This is a genomic window from Micromonospora sp. NBC_01405 (genome assembly GCF_045040155.1).
GTDB lineage: Bacteria > Actinomycetota > Actinomycetes > Mycobacteriales > Micromonosporaceae > Micromonospora.
On sequence record NZ_CP109532.1, the window covers coordinates 1,575,983 to 1,600,266 of the forward strand.

Sequence of the window (24,284 nt, forward strand, 5' to 3'; positions counted from 1 at the left end):
CGGGCTGGGTGAATTAGCCGATAGGTGAGCTTTTTCCGGATAGATTCGGCAGGTCAGGGGCCCGATCGCCGCTCGTCTCCGGCGAGGAGGCAGCCCGCGCCGCGACACGGAGGCCCACCGATGGCAACGGTCCGCGAGACGACGTACGACCTGCTCCGGGCGCTGGGCCTGACCACCGTCTTCGGCAACCCCGGCTCCACCGAGGAGCCGTTCCTGCAGGAGTTCCCCGCCGACTTCCACTACGTGCACGCCCTGCACGAGGCGTCTGCGGTGGGAATGGCCGACGGGTACGCCCAGGCGACCGGCCGCCCCGCGCACGTCAACCTGCACACCGCCCCGGGCACCGGCAACGGCATGGGCAACCTGGTCACCGCCTGGCACAACAAGACCCCGCTGATCGTCACCGCCGGCCAGCAGACCCGGGAGATGCTGCTGATCGAGCCCCGGCTGACCAGTCGCCGGGCGGTCGAGCTGACCCAGCCGTACGTCAAGTGGGGCTACGAGCCGCCCCGCGCGCAGGACATCCCGGCGGCGTTCATGCGGGCGTACGCCACGGCGGTGCAGCCGCCGGCCGGCCCGGTCTTCCTCTCCCTGCCGCTGGACGACTGGCAGCAGCCGGCGTCCGGGGCGCCCGAGGTGCGCACGGTGGCCACCCGGTACGCCCCGGACCCGACCCGGCTGCGCGAGTTCGCCGCCACGGTGGCCGCCAGCCGCTCCCCGGCACTCGTCCTCGGCGGGGCGGTCGACAGAGCCGGAGCGTGGCCGGCGGCGGTCGCGTTGGCCGAGCGGCTGGCCGCCCCGGTCTGGTCCGCGCCGGCCCCGGAGCGGGCCGCGTTCCCCGAGGACCACCCGTACTACCGGGGCGTGCTGCCGTACGCGATCGGGCCGCTGGCCGACGCGCTGCGCGGGCACGACACGGTGCTGGTGGTCGGCGCGCCGGTGTTCCGGTACTACCCGCACGTGCCCGGGGACTACCTGCCCGCCGGCTCCCACCTGCTGCACATCACCGACGACCCGGAGGAGACGGCCCGCGCGCCGGTCGGGGACAGCCTGCTCGGCGACCCGGGTCTGGCGCTCGCCGCCCTGGTCGACCTGCTCCCGGCGGCCGAGCGCCCGCCCCCGCCGCCCCGGCCCGCCCCCGAGCCGCCCGACCTGGGCCCGCCGCTGAGCCCGGACGGCCTCTTCGCCATCCTGGCCCGGCACTGGCCGCCCGACGGGGTGCTGGTGCAGGAGTCACCGTCCAACCTGGCCGCGCTGCGCCGCCGGCTGCCGGCCACCCGGCCCGCGTCGTACTTCACGATGGCCAGCGGCGGGCTCGGCTTCGGGCTGCCGGCGGCGGTGGGAATCGCGCTGGCCGAACGGGACACCGGGCGGGGCCGCCCGGTGGTGGCGGTGATCGGGGACGGCTCGTTCCACTACTCGGTGCAGGCCCTGTGGACGGCCGCGCGGCTGCGCCTGCCGCTCGCCGTCGTGGTCCCGGTCAACCAGCAGTACGCGATCCTCAAGTCGTTCGCCGAGCTGAAGCACACCCCCGGGGTTCCGGGCCTGGACCTGCCCGGCCTGGACATCACCGCGGTGGCCCGGGGGTACGGCTGCGCCGCCACGGTCGTCGAGGAACCCGACGGGTTGGGCGACGCGCTGCGCGCTGCGCTGGCCGCGGACCGGCCCACCGTGCTGCCGGTGCCGATCAGCACCGACATCCCGCGGCTGCTCTGAGCCCCGGCCCACCTACCGCCAGGCTGTGCTGGCCACCCCGGCGCGGGACCGCAGCCGGGGATCGGGCCACAGCCAGAGGCGGGTGGCTCAGTGGCGCAGGACCAGCGGCGCGCCGGTGGACACGTCGAGCACCGTCCGGTCGCCGAGCGGCGCCTTCAGGGGGGCGGTGACCGGCTGGAGCACGAGCTGATCGGTGCAGATGCCGGTGGCCGGGGTGACGCCCCCGCCGACCACCACCACGTCGTCTCGCTCCCACACCAGCGGGGTGAACACCACATCGCAGGCGCCCACGCCGATCCGCCAGGTCAACCGGGCCCCGTCGACGGCCTGGAGGTCCTGGCCGCCGACCACGCCGTCGGGCACCGGCCCGGTGGGCGCGACGCCCCGGGGCACGGCGGTGACCGAGCCGGGCGCGACCGCGAGCCGGGCCACCGGGGCCTCCAGCTCCTCGACGTCGAACACCCAGGCCGGGACCTGCGCCTCGCCCCGGCTGGTGCGCACCGGCGCGGTGCCGAGCCGCACGGCGGTGACGGTCAGCGGCACGCAGGCGGCCGACGGCACGCTGCTCACCGGCCCGTCCGGCCCTGGCTCGATGGTCGGCCCACCCGTGGCACCGGGCTTGATGATCGGCCCGTCCGGGCCCGGCTCGACGATCGGCCCGTCCGGCCCTGGCTTGATGATCGGCCCGTCCGGGCCGGGCTCGACGATCGGCCCGTCCGTGGCACCGGGCTTCGGCGGGAAGCTCGGCCGCTTCTCGGGCGTCGGCCGCTGCGGCCGTCCCTCGCACGGCGGCGGATCGCCCTGGTCGAGCTGTCGGTACGCCGTGCCGGCGCTGATCAGCGGCACGGTCAGCGCCCCGTCGGGGAAGCGGATCGCGGCGTCGGCCGGCTTGGCGGTGGGCACCGCGACCTGCTCCCGGTACCAGCCGTTGCGGAACGCCTGCTCGGTCTCCGGGGTGAAGTCGGGGTCCCCGAGCAGCACGGTCGGCTCCTGGAGCGGCACGTACCCGGCGGTCCAGGCGTTTCCGGGCTGCCACGCCTCGGCCACCTCGGCGGCCCGCTGGTGGAACGACTCCCACCGGTCGTCGGCTGCCAGCTCCGACCCGGCCGGGTCGCAACCGGCCGCGATGAGGAGCAGGGGCAAGCCCACCAGGGCGAGAACTGGACGACGCATGCCCCTACGACGCGCCCGCGCCGTTTCCGGTTCCCCGGCTTCGGGTCACCGGCCTTCCCACCGAACCCACCGGGGCCGGACACGACTGTGCGCCCCGGTCCGGGTGGACCGGGGCGCACAGGTCGAGGTGGTGGAGGTGCCGGGAATCGAACCCGGGTCCTTCGCCGGTTTGTCAGGGCTTCTCCGAGCGCAGCTCGCTATGCCTCTACTCGGCCCCACCGCTCACGCGAGCGAGTTGGTGTGACGGGCCCAGTCGCTGATTAATCTCGCCGCACGGACCCCGCGACCGGGTCCGATTGGCCAGCCCTCTAACTGATGCCGGCTGACTGGGACGAAGGCGTTCCCAGGCCGACAGACTCAGCTACTCGCCTCAGGCGGCGAGAGCGAAGTCAGCGCGATTGTTCTTGGCGCTTATAAGTTTCCGACGACCGATTCTCGAGACGACGTCGGCTTCCTCGGCTCGCTTCCCCTGTCGCTGCGTACGAAGTCGAAACCAGTCACCCCCTCGACGGGCCGCCCCTGTCGGCGGCTCCACACAAGCCTAACGCCTTCCGCAACCGGTTTCATCCCGAGGGCCGCTCCGGCGCGCCGGAACGGACGAACGGGACGAATCAGTCGTCCATGCCCTTGCCGCGCCGGCCGGCGGCCCGGGCGATCTCCCGGTCCGCGTCCCGCTTGGCGAGGTCCTGCCGCTTGTCGTACGACTTCTTGCCCTTGGCCAGGGCGATCTCCACCTTGGCCCAGCCGTCGGAGAAGTAGACCTGCAACGGGACCATGGTCAGGCCGCCCTCGCGGGTCTTGCCGATCAGCCGGTCGATCTCCAGCCGCTTGAGCAGCAGCTTGCGGGTACGCCGGGGCTCGTGGTTGGTCCAGGTGCCCTGGGTGTACTCCGGGATGTGCATGGAGTGCAGGTAGAGCTCGCCGTCGCGCTCCTGGGCGAAGGCGTCGACCAGCGACGCCCGCCCGGCCCGCAGCGACTTGACCTCGGTGCCGGTCAGCGCCATGCCCGCCTCGTACGTGTCGAGGATGGCGTAGTCGTGGCGCGCCTTCTTGTTGGAGGCGACGACCTTGCGCCCCTTCTCCCGTGGCATCGGCGCCACCTCCCCTCGTTGCGGCTCCCGGCCGGGCCGGAAGCGGAGATCATGCTACCCGAACGACAAGGACCCTCCCGCACGGATTATTCCGCGCCGGAGGGTCCTGCCGCGTCGGACGGACCTGAGGGTGACTAGACCCGCAGGTAGAACCGGAGGGTCACCCAGGCGGTGGCGGCGCTGACCAGACCGCCCACGCCGGCCATGATCGGGAAAACGACGAGGATGTCGCCCCAGCCGACCGGGGAGAGCAGCCCCTGAAGGTCGCTGAGCGCCCCGTCGAACAGCAGATACTTCGCCGCTATCAGGGCGACCAGGGCGAGCAGCGAGCCGATCAGGCCCGCGACCACGGCCTCCAGCACGAACGGCGCCTGGATGAACCAGTTGGACGCGCCGACCAGCTTCATGACCGCGACCTCGCGCCGCTTGCTGTACGCCGCAACCTGGATCGTGTTCGCGACCAGCAGCAACGCGGCGATTGCCATCACCGCCGCAGCCGCCAGCGCGATGTTCTGGACCGAGGTGAGGATCTTGAAGATCTTGTCCAGGAGTTGGCTCTGGTCGACGATCTCGTCGACGCCCTCGGTGTCCTTGTACTGGTTGTAGATCTCCCGATACTGCTCGGGGTTGACCAGCTTGAGCCGGAACGACTCGGGCAGGCTGTCCGCCTTGACCGCGCTCAGCAGGTCGGGCGCGTCCTGGAACATCTCCTGGAAGCGCTTGTACGCCTCGGCCTTGTCAACGAAGTCGACCTCCTTGATCAGGGGATCGCTCTTCAGCTTGGTGTCGATGTCGGCGCGCTGCTGCTCGTTGGCCTCCTTCTTCAGGAAGATCGAGACCTCGATGTTCTTGTAGTAGAGGTCCTTCATGTCGTTCACCTGGCGGTACATCAGACCGCTGGCACCGAGCATGGTCAACGACACGGCCATCGTGATGATCATCGCGATGGTCATGGTCACGTTGCGCCACAGTCCGACCAGTACCTCGGACAGGACGTATTTCACGCGCATCGGGAATTCCTCCGGGTCTCCGGCGTGAGGTGATCGTCGTCAGGCTGCACAGGGGTGGAGCGCCGGCTCACCCGTAGACGCCACGGGCCTGGTCGCGCACGATGCGACCGCTCTCGATCTCGATGACCCGACGCCGCATCTGGTTCACGATGTTGGAGTCGTGGGTGACCATCACGACGGTCGTGCCGGTGCGGTTGATCCGGTCCAGGAGGCGCATGATCTCGATCGACGTGTCCGGGTCCAGGTTTCCGGTCGGCTCGTCCGCGAGCAGGATCAGCGGACGGTTCACGAACGCCCGGGCGACGGCGACCCGCTGCTGCTCACCACCGGAGAGCTCGTGCGGGTAGCGGTGCTCCTTGCCACCGAGCCCGACCAGCTCCAGCACCTCAGGAACGACCCGGCGGGCGACCGCCTTGGTCTTGCCGATCACCTCGAGGGCGAACGCCACATTCTCGTACGCGGTGCGGTTCGGCAGCAGCCGGAAGTCCTGGAAGACACAGCCGATCGAGCGCCGGAAGTGCGGTCGCTTCCAGGAGCGCATCGAGGTGACGTCCTTGCTGTTGACGACGACCCGCCCCTTGTTGGGGGTCACCTCGTGCAGCAGCATCTTGATGATCGTGGACTTGCCGGAGCCGGATGGACCGATGAAGAAGACGAACTCGCCCTTCTCGATCGAGACGGACACGTTGTCGAGCGAAGGCCGGGACGCCTTCGGGTACGTCTTCGTCACTTGCTCAAGCTGAATCACGGGTGGTGAGTCTACGCGGTGTAACCGATGAGCCAAGCCCCCACGCCCGCCGATGCGAGGCGCGTCATCGAAAGACCCGGTTAACGGGTGATCAACGACGCGCTCCGCCCGCGATCGATCACGCTGCGTCGCCGGCGAGCTGTCGCTGCTTGCGCCAACGGATACCGGCTTCGATGAAGCTGTCCAGCTCGCCGTCGAAGACCGAGCTCGGATTGCCCGTCTCCTGCTCGGTTCGGAGATCCTTCACCATCTGGTACGGGTGCAGGACGTACGAACGCATCTGGTCGCCCCACGAGCCGGCGGCGTTCTCCTTGAGCCCCTCCAGCTTGGCCTGCTCCTCCTGGCGCTTGCGCTCCAACAGCCGGGCCTGGAGCACCCGCATCGCAGACGCCTTGTTCTGGAGCTGGGACTTCTCGTTCTGGCAGGTCACCACGATGCCAGTGGGGATGTGGGTGAGCCGCACCGCCGAGTCGGTGGTGTTGACGCTCTGCCCGCCCGGGCCGGAGGACCGGTAGACGTCGACCCGCATCTCGTTCTCGGGAATGTCGATGTGGTCGGTCTGCTCGGTCACCGGCAGCACCTCGACGCCGGCGAAGCTGGTCTGCCGGCGGCCCTGGTTGTCGAACGGGCTGATCCGCACGAGGCGGTGGGTGCCGGACTCCACGCTCAGCGTGCCGTAGGCGTACGGGACCTTGACCGCGAAGGTGGCGGACTTCAGGCCCGCCTCCTCCGCGTACGAGGTCTCGTAGACCTCGGTGGGGTAGCCGTGCCGCTCGGCCCAGCGCAGGTACATCCGCAGCAGCATCTCGGCGAAGTCGGCCGCGTCCACGCCACCGGCCCCGGCCCGGATCGCCACCAGCGCCTCCCGCGAGTCGTACTCGCCGGACAGCAGGGTGCGAACCTCCATCTCCTGGATGGCCTTGGTGAGCCCGCCGATCTCGGTCTCCACCTCGGCGAGCACCCCGGGGTCGTCCTCGGCCTCGGCTAGCTCCAGCAGCACCCGGGCGTCGTCGAGCCGGGAGCGCAGGCTGCCCAGCTTGCTGATCTCGCCGTTGACGTACGACAGCTGGGAGGTCACCTGCTGCGCCTTGGCCTGGTCGTCCCACAGGTCCGGCGCGGAGGCCTGCTCCTCGAGCCGGGCCTTGTCCTCGTGCAGTCGGTCGAGGTTGAGCACAGCCTCGATGTTGCGCAGGGTGGCGTCGAGTTCCTTGAGCTGTTCGGCGTAATCGGCAGCGGTCACGACAGACAAGACTACTGCGAATACGGCAGGTCAGCTTGCGAGCCCCACGGTGGCGGGCGAAAAGTGTCCGCGCGGCCGACGGGCACGGGCCTGTCGGCCGCGCTGGTCGCGGGCGAACGCAGTCCCGGGGACGGCCCGGTGGCGGGGTGGCGGGCCGTCGATCGGGTCAGCCGACGGGGGCGGACTTCAGCCAGGACAGGGCGGCCTTGTGGTAGGCGACGGCGAACTCCAGCGCGCTGGCGTCGTACGCGTCGCCCTCCTTCTTGGCGTTCTTCACCTGCTCCCGCACCCGGGCCAGGGCCTCGCTGTGGTATTCGTTGGCGGAGGCTTGGAGGCTGCGCAGCTGGGCTTGCGAGTGCAGGCCGCCGAAGGCGACCCGCAGGGCGATCGGGTTGCGGATGGTGTCCCGCCCCGGGTCCTCGGCCAGCCAGCGGGAGAAAGTCCGCTTGCCGGCCGCGGTGATCGCGTACGGCTGGCTGGATCGGGGGCCGGGCTTGCCCAACCGCACCAGACCGCGCTCGGCCAGCACCGGCAGCTCGCGGTAGACCTGGCTGCGGGTCATCGACCAGTACGGGGCGAGCTTGCGCTCGGCGGCGGCCATCAGCTGACCGCCTGTCATGGGACCCTCGTGGAGCAGCCCGAGGAGGGCCGCCGCCGTAGGGTTCACTCCGGAATCCGCCATGCCCCTTACGCTGCCACTTTGCCGACCCGGCGTCCAGGATTTGCCATTTTCGCCACCCTGGAGGGTTTCCTTTGTGCACTGTCGGCGGGCGACAGTCCGTTGAGGGCCGGTCACGCTGCGCACGGCCAGGGCCCCCGCGACGCGGCGGGAGCCCTCGCCGCACGCGTCAGCCCATGTGGGGGTAGGTGTGGTCGGTCGGTGGGACGAAGGTCTCCTTGATCGTCCGGGGCGACATCCAGCGGACCAGGTTGTGCCAGGAGCCGGCCTTGTCGTTGGTGCCGCTGGCCCGGGCGCCGCCGAACGGCTGCTGCCCCACCACCGCGCCGGTCGGCTTGTCGTTGATGTAGAAGTTCCCGGCCGCATACCGCATGCGCTCGGCCACCGCGTCGACCACCCGGCGGTCAGTGGCGAAGATCGCCCCGGTCAGCGCATACGGGGCGATCGACTCGGCCTGGGCGACGGCCTCGTCGAAGCGGGCGTCATCGAAGACGTGCACGCCGAGGATCGGGCCGAAGTACTCGGTGGTGAACGTCTCGTGTGCGGCGTCGGCGCACTCGAACAGGGTCGGCCGGACGAACCACCCGACCGAGTCGTCGGCGGTGCCGCCCGCCAGCACGGTGCAGGAGCCGTCGCCGGAGATCAGCTCCAGGGCTGCGGTGTGCCGGTCGAACGCCTTGGCATCGATCACGGCGCCGCCGAAGTTGGTGAAGTCGGTGACGTCGCCGTAGGTCAGCGAGTCGGCGGTGGCGGCCAGCCGGTCGCGCAGCCCGCCCTCCCAGAGCGACCGCGGGACGTACGCCCGGGACGCGGCCGAGCACTTCTGGCCCTGGTACTCGTACGCGCCGCGGATCAGCGCGGTGTGCAGCGCGTCCACGTCGGCGCTGGTGTGCGCGACCACGAAGTCCTTGCCGCCGGTCTCGCCGACCAGCCGGGGGTAGCCCCGGTAGCGGTGGATGTTGTCGCCGACGGTCCTCCACATCTGCTGGAAGACCCTGGTCGAGCCGGTGAAGTGGATGCCGGCCAGGTCCGGGTCGGCGAGCACCACGTCGGAGACCTCCTCGCCCCGCCCGGTGACCATGTTGATCACGCCGGGCGGCAGGCCGGCCGCCTCGAACAGCCGCATGGTGAAGTGCGCGGCGAACTGCTGGGTCGGGCTCGGCTTCCAGACCACGGTGTTGCCGAGCAGCGCCGGGGCGGAGGGCAGGTTGCCGGCGATCGCGGTGAAGTTGAACGGGGTGACCGCGTAGACGAAGCCCTCCAGGGGGCGATGGTCGAGGCGGTTCCACACCCCCGGGGAGGAGAGTGGCTGCTCCTGGAGCAGGCCCCGGGCGAAGTGCACGTTGAACCGGAGGAAGTCGATCAGCTCGCAGGCCGCGTCGATCTCGGCCTGGACGGCGGTCTTCGACTGGCCGAGCATGGTGGCGGCGTTGAGGGTGTCCCGCCACGGGCCGGCGAGCAGCTCGGCGGCGCGCAGGAAGATCGCCGCGCGCTCCTCGAACGGCAGGGCCCGCCACATCGGGGCGGCGTCCTTGGCGGTCTGCACCGCAGCCCGGGCGTCGTCGTGGGTGGCGTGACCGGTGACGCCCAGCACGTGGCCGTGCCGGTGTGGCTGGACCACGTCGATCGGCTCGCCGCCGGCCATCCGCTGCTTGCCGGCGATGGTCATCGGCAGGTCGAGGCGCTCGCCGGCCAGGTCGGCCAGGCGTCGCTGGAGCCGCTCCCGGTCGGCACTGCCCGGCTCGTAGGCACGGACCGGCTCGTTACGCGGCTCGGGTACGGAGAACACGGCGTCCATCGGGGCTCCTGGCGATCTCGGCAGCGGTGGCGAAATCGGACCCGCGGGCACCGGCCGGGCGGCCGGACGCCGTACGCCGCGGGCTGCACCGGTCGCGGCGGCGGGACCTGCGCCGATTCTCCCACGCGGCACCCCCGGTTTCGCCCCGCCCCGGCCCCACCCACCCGACCTGGCCCGCGCCGCACCGCCGGGCCCCGCCCTGCGAATCACCGCCCGACCCGCCTCCACCTCCGGCGATTCCCTCGCCCAGCACCCGCCGTCCTTACGATTCCTCGCTCGCTGCCGCCCACTCCCCGCTCCGCCCGGGGCCCGGGACGGGCGGGTCGGGTGGCGGCGGACGGGCGGAGGGCCGGCGGTCGGGTGGCGCGTACGCTGGATGGCCGGTGACCAGCCCCGCCCATGTGCCGGCAGAGCCTGCCGGGTCCGGGCGTCCGTCGAAGGGGAGACGATGAGCAACCAGCCCGGCAGCGCCACCGCCGCGGAGCCGGACCAGCCGGTGCAGGGCGCCCCGGCCGGGGCCGACGAGCCAGGCGACGCCGCCGGGCCGGCATCGCCCGTGGAGCCGGAACCGACCGTCGGGGGTACGACGCCGGCGCGCGCCCCGGGGGCGGTCGTGCTGGCGCTGCTGGCCGTGGCCTGGCTGGCGGCGATGCTCTGGTCCACCCGGGCGGTGATCACCTCTGCCGAGGCGGGGGTCACCGCGATCAGCCTCTCCGCGTTCGCGCTGCCCGGGGTCATCTCGGCCGCGCTGGTGGCCGGCGCGGCGGTCGCCCTGGCGGCGACCAACCTGCTGGCCCGGCGGGGCGCCGAGCGGGTCACCCTACGCTTCGCCGTCGCGGTCGGCACCGGCGTGCTGGTCGGGCTCGCGGCGGCGGTGTTGATCAACCTGACCTACTTCGACAACGCGACCACCAACGTCATCGCCGGCACCACCGCCGCGGCGGCGATCATCGGCGGCGCCGTGGCCGGCGTTGGCAACGCCCGGGTGGCCGGCGCGATCATCGCCGCCGCGCTCGGCGCGCTGGTCTTCGTGGTGGCGTTCAGCCGGGCCCGGGACCCGCTGTTCGACCTCTTCGGCGCGGGCGACACCCAGGAGTCGATGGTCGGCGCCGCGAAGTGGGTGTCCCGGTCGGAGTCCCTGCTCGCCGGGCTGCTGGCGGGGCTGCTCGCCTTCGGGTACCTCACCTGGGCCAGGCGGCGCGCAGAGCGGCGCGACCCGGCCTCGCCCGCCCCCCGCTGGCCCGGCTACCTGCTGGCCGGGGCCGGTCCCGGCCTGCTCCTGCTGCTCGCCGAGATCATCATCCGGGTCGGCGGCCGCTCGCTGCTCGACCTGGCCGGCGCGCTGAGCGAGGCGGACGCGGTCGCCCAGACCTCGCTGGGCACCTCGCGGATCGACAACGGGATCTGGGTGCTCTTCGTCGGCGCGCTCACCGCGCTCATCGCCTTCGGTCGCACGCTGGGCCCCACTCCGGGCGACGACGCCACCGGGACGGCGGCCGACGACGGGGCGGCGGGGGCGGGGGCGGCGGCCGGCCGCTGACGGTCGACCCGGCCCCGGCCCGGTCCGCCGGTACGGCGACGGGTGCGCGGGCGGCGTCAGGACGCGGCGCGCAGCAGTTGCTCCAGCTCGCTGACGTCGTACCACTCCAGCTCGTGGTCCTCGGCGCCGTCGACGGTGAACTGGGCGTCCGGGTCGTCGGCCAGCGCCTCGGCGGCCACGGCAGCGGCGGCGGCCACGTCGTCACGCGCGTCGTCGCCGTCGACGTGCAGCGCGGCCACCGCCGTCACCGGCACCGGTCGGACCAGCCGGACCGCGCTGGAGCCGAGCACGTCGTCGGTGCGCCGCAGCGCCGAGGCGGGGACGTCGACGGCGACCACCGCGCGCCGACGGGGTGCGGCCGGATCGTCCCGGAGCAGGAGCAGCGCGTCCTGGGCGGCCCGGGTGAACGCGATGTACTCCAGTTCCTCCTCGTCGCCCTCGGCGTACCACTCGCGCAGGGCGGGGGTCACCGTGTGGGCGTCGGTCTCGGGCAGCCCCTGCTCGGGGAGGCTGGCCAGCATCGGCACGATCGCCGGCACGTACACCCGGACAAACTCCTCGGTCACCGGTCGTCTCCCCCGCTCCGCCTGCCGGCCGGCGTGCGCCGGCCCCGGGCGCCGATCATGCCGTACGCCTTGACCGTCATACACCCCGCACCCGTCGCACGGAAAGTTGCCGCGCGAGTGGCGGGTCGGCGACGCTGTCGGCAGTGGATGGCAAACTGAGGCAAACGACATCAACCCCGGGAGTTTCCATGGAGCCGAGGTTCCTGCTGCTCTCCGACGTAGCTGCCGAGCTCAACGTGTCGGACTCGCAGGTCTACCACATGGTGCGCAGCGGTGAGCTGCCCGGGATCAAGGTCGGCGGTCGGGGGCACTGGCGGGTCGAGCGCGCCCGCCTGGAGGAGTACATCCAGCACAAATACGCCGAGACCGCCGAGTGGGTCCGGGACAACCCGCTGAACGACCGCGACGGCGAGTAGCGACCACCGCACCGAGAGGCATTGACCGCAGGCGTTGTCCTGGCCGAGAATCGAGCCTGTCGGAGGCAAACGAAGGCAAACGCAAGCAGCGGGGGTTTCGATGATTGAGTCCCGTCGTCCCGGGCCTGTCCGTCCTCCGGTCCGGGTGCGACCGGCGCCCCCGCTCGACCCGCCGTTCACCGAGGAGCCGGCCGAGGGCTGGCCCCGCCCGGTCGCCGCCCAACTGGCCCTCGACCTGTTCGAGGCGCACCGCCGCATCCCGGCCCGCCCCGGCGGGCGCCCGCACGACCCCCGCCCCGCCCCTGGCGGTCCTGGGCGGGCCACTCCACCGGCTCCGCCGCCCGCCGCGCTGGTCACGGCCACGCCGGAGGCCACCCGGGCCGCCCAGCGCTTCGTCACCACCTGCCTGGAGATCCTCAACGGATACCGGCCGCTCGGGCAGATCCGGCCGCTGAGCGAGCCGGCCTGCTCGGCGGACGTGATGAACGAACTGACCAGGGCGGCGGCGCGCACCGGCCCGGTCCGTCGCCGCTCCACCCGCCCGACCGTGCGGCTGCGCCGGCTGCGGGTCTGCGAACCCCGCCCCGCGGCCGTGGAGGCCGCCGCCGTCCTGGGCAGCGCCGCCGGGCACACCTGGGCGATGGCGCTCCGCCTGGAGCATCGGCGCGGTCGCTGGCTCTGCACCGTACTCCAGCTCGTCTGACCGCCCCCGACGGCTGCGCCCGCGCCCGAAGGCCGGGGCCGGAAATCGGTCCCCGCAGCGGGCCGGCAGCCAGGCCGGGCATGGGCCGGTGCCGGGGCGACCTGGCGGACAGCGAGGGGCCCCGGCGGTCGCCGGGGCCCCTTGCGTGTGCTCGCTGGTGGACGGACGCCGTTGTCGGCGGCGCCGGACGGGTCAGTTGCCGCCGTTGGCGGCACCGTGGCACCGCTTGTACTTGCGGCCGGAGCCGCACGGGCAGGGCGCGTTACGCGACGGGCCGCCGGCCTCTCCCCGGGCCGGAACCGCCTGCCGGGCGGAGCTGGCCGCCACGGCCTGCCCGCTCCCGCCGAAGGCAGCCGGGCGGCGCTGGGCCTCGGGGGCCGGCGGGGCCGCCGGCCGGGCCGGTCGCTCGGAGCGGGCCGCACGCACCGGCGGGGCCTTCTCCTCGGCCCGCTCCACGGCGACCGCCCCGGCTCCGGCCTCACCGTCGATGGTCGGCGCGGAGTACTGCAGGCCCTGCTGCTGGGGGGCGCGACCCAGGCCCTTGGCCCGGATCTCCACCGGCTTGTCCAGCAGCTGCACCTCCTCGGCCTCGGGCTCGGGCTCGGCCTCCTGGACCTGGACCTCCAGGTTGTAGAGGAAGCCGACCGTCTCCTCCTTGATGCCGTCCATCATGGTGGCGAACATGTCGAAGCCCTCGCGCTGGTACTCCACCACCGGGTCGCGCTGGGCGTACGCCCGCAGGCTGATGCCCTCCTGGAGGTAGTCCATCTCGTAGAGGTGCTCACGCCACTTGCGGTCGATGACCTGAAGCAGCACCATCCGCTCCAGCTCGCGGGTGCCCTCCTCGCCGAGCTGCTCCTCGCGCCGGTCGTAGGCGGCGTTCGCGTCCTCCTTGAGGCGGGCGAGCAGGAGATCCTGGTCGAAGCCGGCCCGGGAGCCGATCTCCTCCTCCAACTCGGCCAGTACGATGCCCACCGGGTAGAGCTGCTTGAGGCTGGCCCAGAGCTGTTCGAGGTCCCAGTCCTCGGCGTAGCCGTCGCTGGTGGCGCCGATCACGTACGCGCCGATCACGTCGTCGATCATGTTGCGGACCTGGTCGGAGAGGTCCTCGCCGTTGAGCACCCGCAGGCGCTCGGCGTAGATGACCTGGCGCTGCTTGTTGAGCACCTCGTCGTACTTCAGGACGTTCTTGCGGATCTCGGCGTTCTGGCCCTCGATCTGGGCCTGGGCGCTCTTGATCTGACGGGTCACCATCTTCGACTCGATGGGCACGTCCTCGGGGATGTTGAAGCGTTCCATCACCGCCTCGACCGCGCCGGCCCGGAACCGCTTCATCAGCTCGTCCTGCAGGGACAGGTAGAAGCGGGACTCGCCCGGGTCACCCTGCCGGCCGGCCCGACCGCGCAGCTGGTTGTCGATCCGCCGGGACTCGTGCCGCTCGGTACCCAGCACGTAGAGCCCGCCGACGCCCGCGACCTCCTCCGCCTCGGCCTCGCAGGCCTGCTTCCACTTGGGCAGGACCTCCTCCATGGCCTTGGCGTACTCCTCCTCGTTCTCCGCCGGGTCGAGGCCGCGCTGGCGCAGCTCGTTGGCGGCGAGGAACTCGGGGTTGCCGCCGAGCAGGATGTCGGTGCCCCGGCCGGCCATGTTGGTCGCCACGGTGACCCCGCCCTTGCGCCCGGCCTGGGCGACGATCTCCGCCTCCTTGGCGTGGAACTTGGCGTTCAGCACGGAGTGCGGGATGCCCCGGCGGCGCAGCAGCTGGGAGATGATCTCGGAGTTCTCCACCGAGACGGTGCCGACCAGCACCGGCTGACCGGCCTGGTGCCGCTCGGCGATGTCCTCGACGACCGCGTTGAACTTGGCCTTCTCGGTCTTGTAGATGACGTCGGCCCGGTCCTGCCGGACCATCGGCCGGTGGGTCGGGATGGTCACCACGCCGACGTTGTAGACCTTGTTGAACTCGCCCGCCTCGGTCTGGGCCGTACCGGTCATGCCGGAGAGCTTCTCGTAGAGGCGGAAGTAGTTCTGGAGGGTGATGGTGGCCAGGGTCTGGTTCTCCTGCTTGATCTCCACCCCCTCCTTGGCCTCGATCGCCTGGTGCATGCCCTCGTTGTAGCGGCGCCCGTGCAGGATGCGGCCGGTGAACTCGTCGACGATCAGGACCTCGCCGTCGCTGACGATGTAGTCCTTGTCGCGCTTGTACAGCTCCTTGGCCTTGATGGCGTTGTTCAGGTAACCGACGAGGGGGGTGTTCACCGACTCGTAGAGGTTGTCGATGCCGAGCCGGTCCTCCACCTTCGCCACGCCGCGCTCGGTCACCGCGATGGTGCGCTTGGCGTAGTCGACCTCGTAGTCGCCCTCGCCGTCCTTGCCGGGCTGGAGCCGGGCCACCACACCGGAGAACTCGCCGTACCAACGGGCCGAGTGCTCGGCCGGGCCGGAGATGATCAGCGGCGTCCGGGCCTCGTCGATCAGGATCGAGTCGACCTCGTCGACCACCGCGAAGTTGTGGCCCCGCTGGACCAGCTCGTCCTTCGACCAGGCCATGTTGTCGCGCAGGTAGTCGAAGCCGAACTCGTTGTTGGTGCCGTAGGTGATGTCGCACTCGTACGCGGCGCGGTGCTCGCTGGCCGGCCGGTTGGGCAGCACCACGCCGACGGTGAGGCCGAGGAACCTGTGCACCTGCCCCATCCAGGCGGCGTCACGCGGGGCCAGGTAGTCGTTGACCGTGATCACGTGCACGCCCTTGCCGGACAGCGCGTTGAGATACACCGCCATGACCGAGGTCAGGGTCTTGCCCTCACCGGTCTTCATCTCGGCGATGTTGCCGAAGTGCAGCGCCGCCCCACCCATCACCTGGACGTCGTACGGCCGCTGGCCGAGCACCCGGGCGGACGCCTCGCGCACCGCGGCGAAGGCCTCCGGCAGCAGGTCGTCGAGGGTCTCACCGTCGGCCAGCCGCTCCCGGTACTGATCAGTGAGCCCCCGCAACTCGTCATCGGTGAGGTTGACGTAGTCGTCCTCGATCGAGTTGACGGCGGCGGCGATGGCCTTCAGCCGGCGCACCATACGGCCCTCGCCCGCGCGGAGGACCTTTTCCAGAATCGACACGGATCAACGCTCCCCTAGACAGTCTCGACCCATCGTAGGCGCTCCGTCGGCCCGATGGTCACTGGTGGCGGCGGTCCGATCGGCCGAAACCGACATAACGCTCGGACCGCAGGCCGGCGGCGGGATATCCGGTTACGCCCAGCGCGAACGATCCGGCACGATGGCTCGGGTGGAACCTGTGGAACTCACCGAGAGCGGTCTGCTGCTGCGACCCTGGCAGGCAACCGACGCTGACGCCGTGCACCGGGCCTGCCAGGATCCGGACATCCAACGCTGGACCACCGTACCCCGCCCGTACCTGCCCGAACATGCCCACGGGTTCGTCACCGAACTCAGCGCGGCGGCCTGGCGCGACGACACCGGTGCCCCGTTCGCCGTCTGCGACGGCGCCACCGGGGAACTGCTGGCCTCCTGCGGGCTGGTGGCGCTGGACAAGGCGGGCGGCACCGGTGAGATCGGCTACTGGGTGGCCCCCTGGGCCCGGGGTCGGGGCGTCGCCGCCCAGGCCACCCGGGCCGTCGCCCGGTGGGCGTTCGACGCGCTCGGGCTGCGCCGGCTGATCTGGCAGGCCGAGATCGGCAACCACGCCTCCCGGCTGGCCGCGCTGCGCGCCGGGTTCCGGGTCGAGGGCGAGCTGCGGCTGGCCCACCCGACGCCCGACGGCCGGCGGGAGGCCTGGGTCGGCTCCCTGCTCCCCTACGAGCTGCCCACACCGGGCGCTCCCGGGCCGGCCGGACCGGAAACCCTGGACGCCCGGCGGGCCGCCGTCTTCGGCCGGGCGCAGCCCACCCTGTTCGCCACCGTCGGGGCCGGGGAGCTGCGGCTGCGGCCGATCGAGGAGCGCGACCTGGACGCGATCGCCGAAACCTGCCGCGACCCGCACACCATCGAGTGGACCACGGTGCCGGCCCCGTACGAGCGGACGCACGCCGAGGGGTTCAAGCGGGACGTCGCCGAGGCGACGTGGGCGCGCGGCACGGGGGCGTACTTCACCGTCGCCGACGGCGACGACCGGTACCTCGCCTCGATCGACCTGCGGATCTCCGCCGCCGACCCGGTGCAGGGCACGGTCGGCTTCATGACCGCGCCACACGCCCGGGGCCGGGGGTACATGCCGGCCGCGACCGCCGCCCTGGCCACCTGGGGCTTCACCACGCTCGGCCTGGCCCGCGTCGAGTGGCGGGCGCTGGTCGGCAACACCGCCTCCCGCCGGGCGGCGGAGAAGGCCGGCTTCACCATGGAGGGCGTGGCCCGGGCGGCACTGACCCTCCGCGACGGCACCCGGGGCGACGCCTGGACCGGCTCGCTGCTCCCCGGGGACCTGACGTGAGCGCGCCGCCGGACACCGTCGAGGCCGAGGGGGTCCGGCTGCGGCCGTTCCACGTCGACGACGTCGCGGACACCGCGTCGGCCTGCTCCGACCCGCTCACCCAGCGGTTCCTGCCCGGCCTGCCGAGCCCGTACACCGAGGCCGACGCCCGGTGGTGGGTCGCCGAGGGCGCCCCGGCGACCCGGGCCACCGGCGGGGCCGCGTACGCGGTCGCGGACCCGGCGACCGACCGGCTGCTCGGCGGCGTCGGCCTGAGCAACCCGGTTCCGGTGCGGGGACAGGCGGAGATCGGCTACTGGCTCGCGCCGTGGGCGCGCGGGCGCGGGGTGGCCAGCGCCGCGACCCGGGCCATGGCCGCGGCGGCGTTCGCGCACGGCACGGCCCGGCTGGAGCTGCTCACCCACCCGGAGAACACGGCCAGCCAGCGGGTCGCGCTCGCCGCCGGCTTCCGGCACGAGGGGGTACGCCGCGCGGCGACCCCGGCCCGCGACGGCGGTCGGCACGACCGGGTCTGTTGGGTGCGGCTGGCCGACGACCCGCCCGGCCCCGTGACCCGGACCCTGCCCGACCTGCCCGGCGGCCAGCTCACCGACGGCGTGGTGGCCCTGCGCCCGGTCTGCGTGGACGACGCGGCGGGGATGTACCGGCTGCACAGCCTGCCCGAGGTCGTGGCCAACCGGGTCCCGCCGGAGCCGCCGTCACTCGCCGACGTCGAGCGGCGCTGTCGCCTCGCGGGGAGCCGCTGGTTGGCCGGGTTCGCCGCCGACCTGGCCATCCTGGACGCGGCGACGGGTGAACTGGTCGGCGGCTGCGCGCTGCACCACGACGAGCCGGCGACCGGGCAGGCGATGATCGGCTACAGCATGCTGCCCGCCGGGCGGGGCCGGGGCCTGGCCACCCGGACGGCCCGCCTCGTCGCCGGCTGGGCGTTCGACGAGGTCGGGATCGCGCGGATCTGGGCGGGCACCCGCCCCGAGAACGTGGCCTCGCAGCGGGTGCTGGAGAAGGTCGGATTCTCCCGCGAGGGCCTGCTGCGCGGCCGGCTGCCCGGCCCGGACGGCACCCGGTACGACTCTCTCATCTACGCCCTGCTCGCCACCGACGTTCCCCGCTGACCCGTGCGGGCCAGCGGGGAACGGCCGGTCGGGGTCAGGCGTCGAGGGAGATGATTCCGTAGTCGTAGGCGTGCCTGCGGTAGACGACGCTGGGGCGGCCGGACTCCTTGTCGTGGAACAGGTAGAAGTCGTGCCCGACCAGTTCCATCTGGAACAGCGCGTCGTCGACGGTCATCGGCTCGGCGGGGTGCACCTTCGCCCGGGCGATGTGCCAGGGCTGGTCGTCGTGCTCCTCCTCGACCCGTTCCGCCACGGCGGTGGCCGTTCCCGAGCCGATGGGGGACCCGAGATCCGCCACCGGCAGGTCGGCGGTGGCCGCCGCGACGGAGATCGGTGCGTGCCGGCCCCGGTGGACCCGGCGGCGGTCCGCCGCCCGGCGCAGCCGGTTGTCCAGCTTCGCTATCGCGGCGTCGAGCGCGCTGTAGAAATCGTCGGTGCAGGCCTCGGCCCGAATCACCGGACCACGGGAAACGCACGTTATCTCGACCCGTTGGCAATGGTCGGACTGGCGTGGATTGCGCTCGTGGAACAACTCGACGTCAACACGAATAAGTTTGTGATCGTAACGTTCGATCTTCGCGAGCTTCTCGGCTACGTGCACCCGGTAATGATCCGGAACCTCGACGTTGCGGCCCTTGACCACGATGTCCACGTGACCTCCCTTGTTCGGACGGCCTTCGATTCGGAAATCCCGGCCGGCTCGCCCTCTGGGAAGCCCGTACGGCGTCGACCGGGTCAGTGCGGCTCCGCCTCCTCTCACCGCCGGGGGCGGGTGGGAATGGCTTCCTACCCCCGACACGAAAACGCTAACCCTTGTTCGTCCGCGAGTCACCCCCCGCCGCGCAAAGGCTCAGAACTTTCACAGGATGGACACGGTCGGGTGAAACACAAACACGAAAAGTCATCAATGACGCCGTTTCTCGGTCGCGGCGAGCACCGCGGCGACCTGCGGTGACAGGCCGGTCGCGCTGAGCGCCCGACCGGCGGCGGCCAGGGTGACCCCGGTGGTGACGATGTCGTCGAGCAGCACGACCACCGGCGTCGGCACGCCGACGCGGGGTCGGGGCGGCCCCGCCCCGGGGCGGGGCCGGAACGCCGACTCCACCGCCCGGGCGCGGCCGGCGCGGTCCAGGGTGGTCGAGTCCGGCCGGGGCAGCGCCCGCAGCGGCCGGACCACCCGCACCGGCCACCCGGCCCGGCGCAGCCGGAGCGCCGCGTGCCGGGCCAGCCGGTCCAGGTGGTCGCCGTACCGGGCGCGGGCCGCCGCCGCCGTGTCCGGCACCGGGGCCAGCAGCACCGGCCTCGTCCCGCCCACCGCGTCGGCCACCACCTCCGCGAGCAGCCCACCCAGCGGCCGGGCCAGCCCGTGCCGGCCCCGCTCCTTGTACGCCAGCAGCGCCTCCCGCAGCGGCCCGGCGTACGGGCCGAGAGCGACGCACGGCGGCAGGCCGGCCGGCGCGGGGGTCGGACGTACGGGGCGGGGGCCCAGCGCCTCCAGCGCCGCCACGCAGCGGGGGCAGAACCCGCGCCGGACGCTCGCCGTGCGGTCCCGGCAGCCGGCGCACTCCACCGGCAGCACCAGGTCGGTGAGGTCCGCCCAGAGCCCGCCGACGCCGCGCACCGCGCCCGCTCAGTAGAGGAAGAACGGGGCGGTCGGGTTGCCGGCCCGTACCCCGGCCGGCGGCGGGGTCACCTCCAACACCTGGTCCCGCTTGATGGTGTCGAACGGGTTGTTCCGGTACGCCACCCCGTTCGCCTCGTACATCAGGTTCCCGCTGGAGAACGGCACCACCGGGTTGAGCGGGTACGTCGACAGGTGGGTCACCCGGGCACCGACGTCGTTACGCAGCGCCGTCTCCAGGGCACCGTCCACGCTGATCTGGTAGACCGCCGGCCGCCCCACCGACCCGGCCAGGTCCAGGCTGTTCTCCGTCGCCCAGTCGACCGCGGAGAGGTCGGTCAGCGAGGTGACCAGCCGGCGGGCCGGGCCCACGGAGACCACACCGCCGTTCAGGTTGACCGCCGCGACGTACAGGTTGCCTCCGACGATCGCCGCGATCCGGTGCCCGTCCAGCGAGGCGGCCACCGCCGTCACCTCGCCCTCGACGGTCAGCGGCAGCACCCGGAGCTGGGCGTTCCCGTCGAACCGGTAGAGCTGGCCGTCGGCCACCACCAGCCCCTGCGGGCGTTCCGGGTCGGGCGAGCGCAGCCAGACCGGCCGGCCCATCGAGGCGTACGAATGGGGGCTGCGCTGGAAGACGCTGACCGGCTCCGCGCCGGCGCCGACCGTGAGCCGCTGCCGCTGGTCCGGCCCGGCCGTCACCAGGGCGGCCAGCACAGTGTCGTCGGAGCGGCTGAACCCGGCCGACACGACACTCTTGTTGTACGCCGCCACGACCGGCACCCGGCCGCTCGCCTCGCCGGCGAAGGTGAGCGGGTGGACCGCCCCGTCGTAGACGCAGAACCGCTGCGGGTCGCCGGTGACCGGGTACGCCGGATTCGCCCGGCGGTGCGCGGCGAGGTCGGGCACCTTCTTCCGGGACTGGTTGTGGATCTTCAGCTCCAGTTGGCCGTCCAGCTCCGGCAGCGACCAGGCGAGCTGGTCGACGAACTGCTCGACCCGCTTGTCGTCCGCGTCGACGGGCATGTCGAGGTTGACCTCCCACTGCCCGTCCGACTCGGTCGCGTTGTTGATCAGGCGGGTGCCGTCCGGCAGCCGGCGCGTCCCCGACCCCAGCCACTCCGACGGCCCGGCCGTCAGCCACTTCACCACCTCGGTGACCCGCCGCTCGTCGGGCACGGCCAGGGGCAGGTAGCGCTGGTCGGGCACCAGCCGGGTGCGGTCGGTGTTCCAGAAGTAGACGGTGTGGGTCTGGTAGTACTGCCGCAGCGCGTCGTCGCTGAGCAGCAGCACGTTCGGCGGCGGGTCCTTGACGTACCAGCCGGCGTCCGGCTTGTCCTCCTGGGCGGCGCTCAGCTTGAACTTGTACTCGGTGTCGGTGGCCACCGGCGGCACCAACGTGCCGTCGGCGCGCAACAGGCCGATCTGCTGCACCCGGAGGGTGACCTTGATGCCGTCCGTGGTCTCGGTGATCACCGGCGTCTCGCGCAGTCGCACCACGGTGAGAGCCACCTCGCTGGGCTGCTTCTCCTGGATCCGGCTGCGCCCGTCCGGGGCGACGAACTGCTTGACCCGGTAGTAGGCCCGGTCCGCCTCACCGGCGGCGGCGGAGAGGAAGTTCGTGACGAAGGCCTTGCGGTCGGTGCCGCTGGCGGCGGGGCCCGGTGGCTCGTCCCGGCGGTAGCTCGACGAGCCGGACCTGGCGGCGGTCACCTGCCCGTCGACCCTGACCTCGGACTCCTTGGGGATGCCGCAGCCGGCGATCCCGGTGAGCAGGAGCAGCCCGGCGAGGGGCGCGGCGAGCCGGCGGCGCGGCGTCACGACCCCACCTCCGCGCGGTCGCCGGCGGCCGGGGCGGGCCCGATGGCCAGCGCGCCCCCGGTTCCGGAGCCGATGGCGAGCAGCCCGCCGTCCCGGGGGCCGCCGAACGGCAGGGCCGCGTCGCCGGGGACCAGCCTCAGCGGGGACGTGGTCAGCCGGTCGCCGGCCCGGGCCGGCAGGGTCAGTCGGAACTGGGCGCCCTGTCCCGGCGCGCCCCACGCCTCCAGCCAGCCGCCGTGCAGCCGGGCGTCCTCCAGGCTGATGGACAGGCCGAGACCGGTGCCCCCGGTCTGCCGGGCCCGGGACGGGTCGGCCCGCCAGAACCGGTTGAAGACCAGCTTCTCCTCCCCCGGCTTGAGCCCCACCCCGTGGTCCCGGACGGTGATCGCGACCGCTGTCTGGTCGTGCCCGAGGGTGATCAGGACGGGCTTGGCCTCGCCGTGCTCGACGGCGTTGCCGACCAGGTTGCGCAGCACCCGCTCGACCCGGCGCGGGTCCACCTCGGCGATCACCGGGGCGTCGGGCACATCCAGCTCGATGGCCACCCCGACCCGCTCGGCCAGCCCGGCCAGCCGGTCGGCGACCCGGTGCACCACCGGCACCAGGTCGGTCGGCTCGGAGTCCAGCATGGCGAACCCGGCGTCGAAGCGGCTGATCTCCAGCAGGTCGGTGAGCAGCTCCTCGAACCGGTCCAGCTCGGCCTGGAGCAGCTCGGCGCTACGAGCCACCGCCGGGTCGAACTCGTCCCGCTCGGCGAAGATCAGGTCGGCGGCCATCCGGACCGTGGTCAGCGGGGTACGCAGCTCGTGGGAGACGTCGGAGGTGAAGCGGCGCTGCAACCGGGACATCTCCTCCAGCCGGAGAATCTGCCGTTGCAGGTTGGTGGCCATCTGGTTGAACGACGCGGCCAGCAGTGCCAGGTCGTCCTCCCCGTTGACCACCATCCGCTGGTCGAGCAGGCCGGCGGAGAGCCGCTGGGCCGTCCGGGCGGCCACCCGCACCGGCGTCACCACCAGCCGGGTGACCAGGGCGGCGAGCAGGCCGAGCAGGAGCACCAGCGCCGCCCCGGTGGCCACCACGGTGGCCCGGGCGTCCGCCGCCGTGGCGTCCTGGCGGGTCAGTGGCACCAGGTAGTACAGCTCCACCTGGCCGAAGCGGGTCGGCACCGGCGAGCCGTACACCAGGTATTTCGTGGAGTCGGCGGCCAGCCGGCCGGTGCGGATCTGGCTGGCGATCTTGCCCCCGGCGACCGTGGCCCGCAGCTCGCGGCTGATCAGCGGGCCGACCTCCACGTCCGGGGAGAAGCGCGGCTCGATGATGCCGGTGTAGTCGTCGGCGATGATCCCGACCACCACCCCGCTGGTCTGCTGCGGGTCCCCGCCGGCCAGGTAGTTGACCGTGCCGTCGATGGTGTCCTGGAGCTGGGCCTCCTGTGCCTGGCTGTAGAGGCTGAACTGCTTGGCCGCGTAGGCGCTGCCGCTGCTGAGCCGGAGCCGGACGTCGGTCTCGGCGTTCTCCACCAGGATGTTGGTGATCTTGTCGGCGATCAGGTACGCGAACCCGCCGACGAGCAGGCTGGAGGTGACCAGCGTGATGGTCACCACCCGGACCTGCAACGAGCGGCGCCAGGTCTGTCGCACGCCGGCCACCAGCCGGGCCACCCTTCCGGCCAGCACACGCCACAGCTCCCACGCGGCGGGTGGCCGGCGGGTGACCGCGGGTGAGGGACCGGACGTCGGGGAGGTGGTCACAGTGCGACCCAGGCTATCCGGTGCCGGCCTTGTAGCCCACGCCCCGGACGGTGAGGATGATTTCCGGTCGCTCCGGGTCCGGCTCGATCTTGGCCCGCAACCGCTGCACGTGCACGTTGACCAGCCGGGTGTCGGCGGCGTGCCGGTATCCCCAGACCTGTTCCAGCAGCACCTCCCGGGTGAACACCTGACGCGGCTTGCGGGCGAGCGCGACCAGCAGGTCGAACTCCAGCGGCGTCAGCTTCACCTCCTCGCCGTTGCGGCTGACGGTGTGCGCCGGCACATCGATGCTGATCTGGTTGCCGGGCGGCCCGATGGTCAGCATCTCCGGTGCCACGTCCTCGCCCCGGCGCAGCCGGGCCCGCATCCGGGCCACCAACTCCTTGGGCTTGAACGGCTTGACCACGTAGTCGTCGGCACCGGACTCCAGCCCGAGCACCACGTCGACGGTGTCGCTCTTCGCCGTGAGCATCACGATGGGCACGCCGGACTCGCCGCGGATCGCCCGGGCCACGTCGATACCGCTCATTCCGGGCAGCATCAGGTCGAGCAGGACGATATCGGGCCGACTCTCCCGGAACGCGGCCAGCGCCCGTTCCCCGTCGGCGACGAACGAGGGCAGGAAGCCCTCGCTACGCAGGACGATGCCGAGCATCTCGGCGAGCGCGGGGTCGTCGTCGACCACCAGTACCCGGGCTCTCATGGGATTTATACTTCCATCCCCGTTCGTCTCGGTGGGACCGGCGTCACCCTGACGGCGTCGGCGGTTCGCCGGGATCGGCGTCACCCGGCACGGTACTGCCGGTTGGCCGTCCACCGCACGTCCAGCGCGCGGGGTCGTGTCACCATGAC

General features: G+C 72.5%; 20 protein-coding genes and 1 other RNA gene. 6 read left to right on the forward strand and 15 right to left on the reverse strand.

What is annotated here, in order from left to right:
• The first annotated feature begins 120 nt into the window (after positions 1–120).
• Positions 121–1,716 (forward strand): benzoylformate decarboxylase, encoded by a 1,596-nt coding sequence (gene mdlC / locus OG559_RS06115; protein ID WP_405113304.1) that lies wholly within the window; start codon positions 121–123, stop codon positions 1,714–1,716.
• A gap of 87 nt (positions 1,717–1,803) precedes the next feature.
• Here the strand turns inward: mdlC and OG559_RS06120 are convergent, their stop codons facing one another.
• The 8 genes from OG559_RS06120 to pruA all read right to left on the reverse strand — a co-directional run bounded on the left by OG559_RS06120 (position 1,804) and on the right by pruA (position 9,455).
• Entirely contained in the window at positions 1,804–2,889 is a 1,086-nt protein-coding gene (locus OG559_RS06120; RefSeq protein WP_405113306.1) for a hypothetical protein, read from the reverse strand.
• Between the two features lie 128 nt (positions 2,890–3,017).
• Positions 3,018–3,394, reverse strand: a transfer-messenger RNA (tmRNA) gene (gene ssrA / locus OG559_RS06125).
• 106 nt (positions 3,395–3,500) lie between these two features.
• Entirely contained in the window at positions 3,501–3,980 is a 480-nt protein-coding gene (gene smpB / locus OG559_RS06130) for an SsrA-binding protein SmpB (protein ID WP_396669572.1), read from the reverse strand.
• Between the two features lie 134 nt (positions 3,981–4,114).
• Positions 4,115–4,990, reverse strand: coding sequence for a permease-like cell division protein FtsX (ftsX, locus tag OG559_RS06135; protein WP_396669571.1), 876 nt, complete (start codon positions 4,988–4,990; stop codon positions 4,115–4,117).
• Positions 4,991–5,057: 67 nt separating this feature from the next.
• A complete protein-coding gene (gene ftsE / locus OG559_RS06140) occupies positions 5,058–5,738 on the reverse strand; it encodes a cell division ATP-binding protein FtsE (RefSeq protein ID WP_161687384.1) in 681 nt (226 codons plus the stop codon).
• A 118-nt stretch (positions 5,739–5,856) separates the two neighbouring features.
• Entirely contained in the window at positions 5,857–6,978 is a 1,122-nt protein-coding gene (prfB, locus tag OG559_RS06145) for a peptide chain release factor 2 (RefSeq protein WP_396669570.1), read from the reverse strand.
• 166 nt (positions 6,979–7,144) lie between these two features.
• On the reverse strand, positions 7,145–7,660 hold the full coding sequence (locus tag OG559_RS06150) for a PadR family transcriptional regulator (protein ID WP_350886730.1): 516 nt from the start codon (positions 7,658–7,660) through the stop codon (positions 7,145–7,147).
• 166 nt (positions 7,661–7,826) lie between these two features.
• Positions 7,827–9,455 carry an L-glutamate gamma-semialdehyde dehydrogenase gene (gene pruA / locus OG559_RS06155; RefSeq protein WP_405113310.1) on the reverse strand — a complete coding sequence of 543 codons (1,629 nt, stop codon included), beginning with the start codon at positions 9,453–9,455 and terminating at the stop codon, positions 7,827–7,829.
• A gap of 448 nt (positions 9,456–9,903) precedes the next feature.
• Here pruA and OG559_RS06160 point away from each other — a divergent pair, with 448 nt between their 5' ends.
• Positions 9,904–10,995, forward strand: a complete 1,092-nt coding sequence (locus OG559_RS06160; protein WP_405113312.1) for a hypothetical protein — start codon at positions 9,904–9,906, stop codon at positions 10,993–10,995.
• A gap of 56 nt (positions 10,996–11,051) precedes the next feature.
• Here OG559_RS06160 and OG559_RS06165 read toward each other — a convergent pair whose 3' ends face one another.
• Positions 11,052–11,561, reverse strand: coding sequence for a DUF6912 family protein (locus OG559_RS06165; protein WP_405113314.1), 510 nt, complete (start codon positions 11,559–11,561; stop codon positions 11,052–11,054).
• A gap of 188 nt (positions 11,562–11,749) precedes the next feature.
• On the opposite strand from OG559_RS06165, the gene OG559_RS06170 reads away from it, so the two are divergent.
• Both OG559_RS06170 and OG559_RS06175 read left to right on the forward strand, forming a co-directional pair.
• Positions 11,750–11,977 (forward strand): helix-turn-helix transcriptional regulator, encoded by a 228-nt coding sequence (locus OG559_RS06170; RefSeq protein ID WP_396669566.1) that lies wholly within the window; start codon positions 11,750–11,752, stop codon positions 11,975–11,977.
• Between the two features lie 100 nt (positions 11,978–12,077).
• Positions 12,078–12,680, forward strand: a complete 603-nt coding sequence (locus OG559_RS06175; RefSeq protein ID WP_405113316.1) for an Rv3235 family protein — start codon at positions 12,078–12,080, stop codon at positions 12,678–12,680.
• Between the two features lie 192 nt (positions 12,681–12,872).
• Here OG559_RS06175 and secA read toward each other — a convergent pair whose 3' ends face one another.
• Positions 12,873–15,794: a preprotein translocase subunit SecA gene (gene secA, locus OG559_RS06180; RefSeq protein ID WP_405113318.1), complete on the reverse strand. Its 2,922-nt coding sequence runs from the start codon at positions 15,792–15,794 to the stop codon at positions 12,873–12,875.
• Between the two features lie 160 nt (positions 15,795–15,954).
• On the opposite strand from secA, the gene OG559_RS06185 reads away from it, so the two are divergent.
• Both OG559_RS06185 and OG559_RS06190 read left to right on the forward strand, forming a co-directional pair.
• On the forward strand, positions 15,955–17,124 hold the full coding sequence (locus tag OG559_RS06185; RefSeq protein ID WP_405113320.1) for a GNAT family N-acetyltransferase: 1,170 nt from the start codon (positions 15,955–15,957) through the stop codon (positions 17,122–17,124).
• On the forward strand, positions 17,121–18,239 hold the full coding sequence (locus OG559_RS06190; protein WP_405113322.1) for a GNAT family N-acetyltransferase: 1,119 nt from the start codon (positions 17,121–17,123) through the stop codon (positions 18,237–18,239). The genes OG559_RS06185 and OG559_RS06190 overlap by 4 nt, the downstream gene beginning before the upstream one ends.
• Before the next feature lie 34 nt (positions 18,240–18,273).
• Here OG559_RS06190 and hpf read toward each other — a convergent pair whose 3' ends face one another.
• The 5 genes from hpf to mtrA all read right to left on the reverse strand — a co-directional run bounded on the left by hpf (position 18,274) and on the right by mtrA (position 24,135).
• Positions 18,274–18,891, reverse strand: coding sequence for a ribosome hibernation-promoting factor, HPF/YfiA family (hpf, locus tag OG559_RS06195; RefSeq protein ID WP_405113324.1), 618 nt, complete (start codon positions 18,889–18,891; stop codon positions 18,274–18,276).
• A 252-nt stretch (positions 18,892–19,143) separates the two neighbouring features.
• Positions 19,144–19,860 carry a ComF family protein gene (locus OG559_RS06200; RefSeq protein ID WP_405113326.1) on the reverse strand — a complete coding sequence of 239 codons (717 nt, stop codon included), beginning with the start codon at positions 19,858–19,860 and terminating at the stop codon, positions 19,144–19,146.
• A 9-nt stretch (positions 19,861–19,869) separates the two neighbouring features.
• Complete coding sequence (locus tag OG559_RS06205; protein ID WP_405113328.1) at positions 19,870–21,681, reverse strand: LpqB family beta-propeller domain-containing protein; 1,812 nt, start codon at positions 21,679–21,681, stop codon at positions 19,870–19,872.
• A complete protein-coding gene (mtrB, locus tag OG559_RS06210; RefSeq protein ID WP_405113330.1) occupies positions 21,678–23,432 on the reverse strand; it encodes an MtrAB system histidine kinase MtrB in 1,755 nt (584 codons plus the stop codon). The genes OG559_RS06205 and mtrB overlap by 4 nt, the downstream gene beginning before the upstream one ends.
• A gap of 13 nt (positions 23,433–23,445) precedes the next feature.
• Positions 23,446–24,135 carry an MtrAB system response regulator MtrA gene (gene mtrA / locus OG559_RS06215; protein WP_350886704.1) on the reverse strand — a complete coding sequence of 230 codons (690 nt, stop codon included), beginning with the start codon at positions 24,133–24,135 and terminating at the stop codon, positions 23,446–23,448.
• Between the last annotated feature and the right edge of the window lie 149 nt (positions 24,136–24,284).

What these genes read in the sequence shown, in the direction of transcription:
- OG559_RS06160 (WP_405113312.1), top strand. Translation starts at nt 9,904, where the DNA reads ATGAGCAACCAGCCCGGCAGCGCCACCGCCGCGGAGCCGGACCAGCCG.
- smpB (WP_396669572.1), bottom strand. Translation starts at nt 3,980, where the DNA reads ATGCCACGGGAGAAGGGGCGCAAGGTCGTCGCCTCCAACAAGAAGGCG.
- mtrA (WP_350886704.1), bottom strand. Translation starts at nt 24,135, where the DNA reads ATGAGAGCCCGGGTACTGGTGGTCGACGACGACCCCGCGCTCGCCGAG.
- OG559_RS06120 (WP_405113306.1), bottom strand. Translation starts at nt 2,889, where the DNA reads ATGCGTCGTCCAGTTCTCGCCCTGGTGGGCTTGCCCCTGCTCCTCATC.
- ftsX (WP_396669571.1), bottom strand. Translation starts at nt 4,990, where the DNA reads ATGCGCGTGAAATACGTCCTGTCCGAGGTACTGGTCGGACTGTGGCGC.
- pruA (WP_405113310.1), bottom strand. Translation starts at nt 9,455, where the DNA reads ATGGACGCCGTGTTCTCCGTACCCGAGCCGCGTAACGAGCCGGTCCGT.
- OG559_RS06175 (WP_405113316.1), top strand. Translation starts at nt 12,078, where the DNA reads ATGATTGAGTCCCGTCGTCCCGGGCCTGTCCGTCCTCCGGTCCGGGTG.
- OG559_RS06185 (WP_405113320.1), top strand. Translation starts at nt 15,955, where the DNA reads ATGGCTCGGGTGGAACCTGTGGAACTCACCGAGAGCGGTCTGCTGCTG.
- OG559_RS06170 (WP_396669566.1), top strand. Translation starts at nt 11,750, where the DNA reads ATGGAGCCGAGGTTCCTGCTGCTCTCCGACGTAGCTGCCGAGCTCAAC.
- OG559_RS06150 (WP_350886730.1), bottom strand. Translation starts at nt 7,660, where the DNA reads ATGGCGGATTCCGGAGTGAACCCTACGGCGGCGGCCCTCCTCGGGCTG.
- mdlC (WP_405113304.1), top strand. Translation starts at nt 121, where the DNA reads ATGGCAACGGTCCGCGAGACGACGTACGACCTGCTCCGGGCGCTGGGC.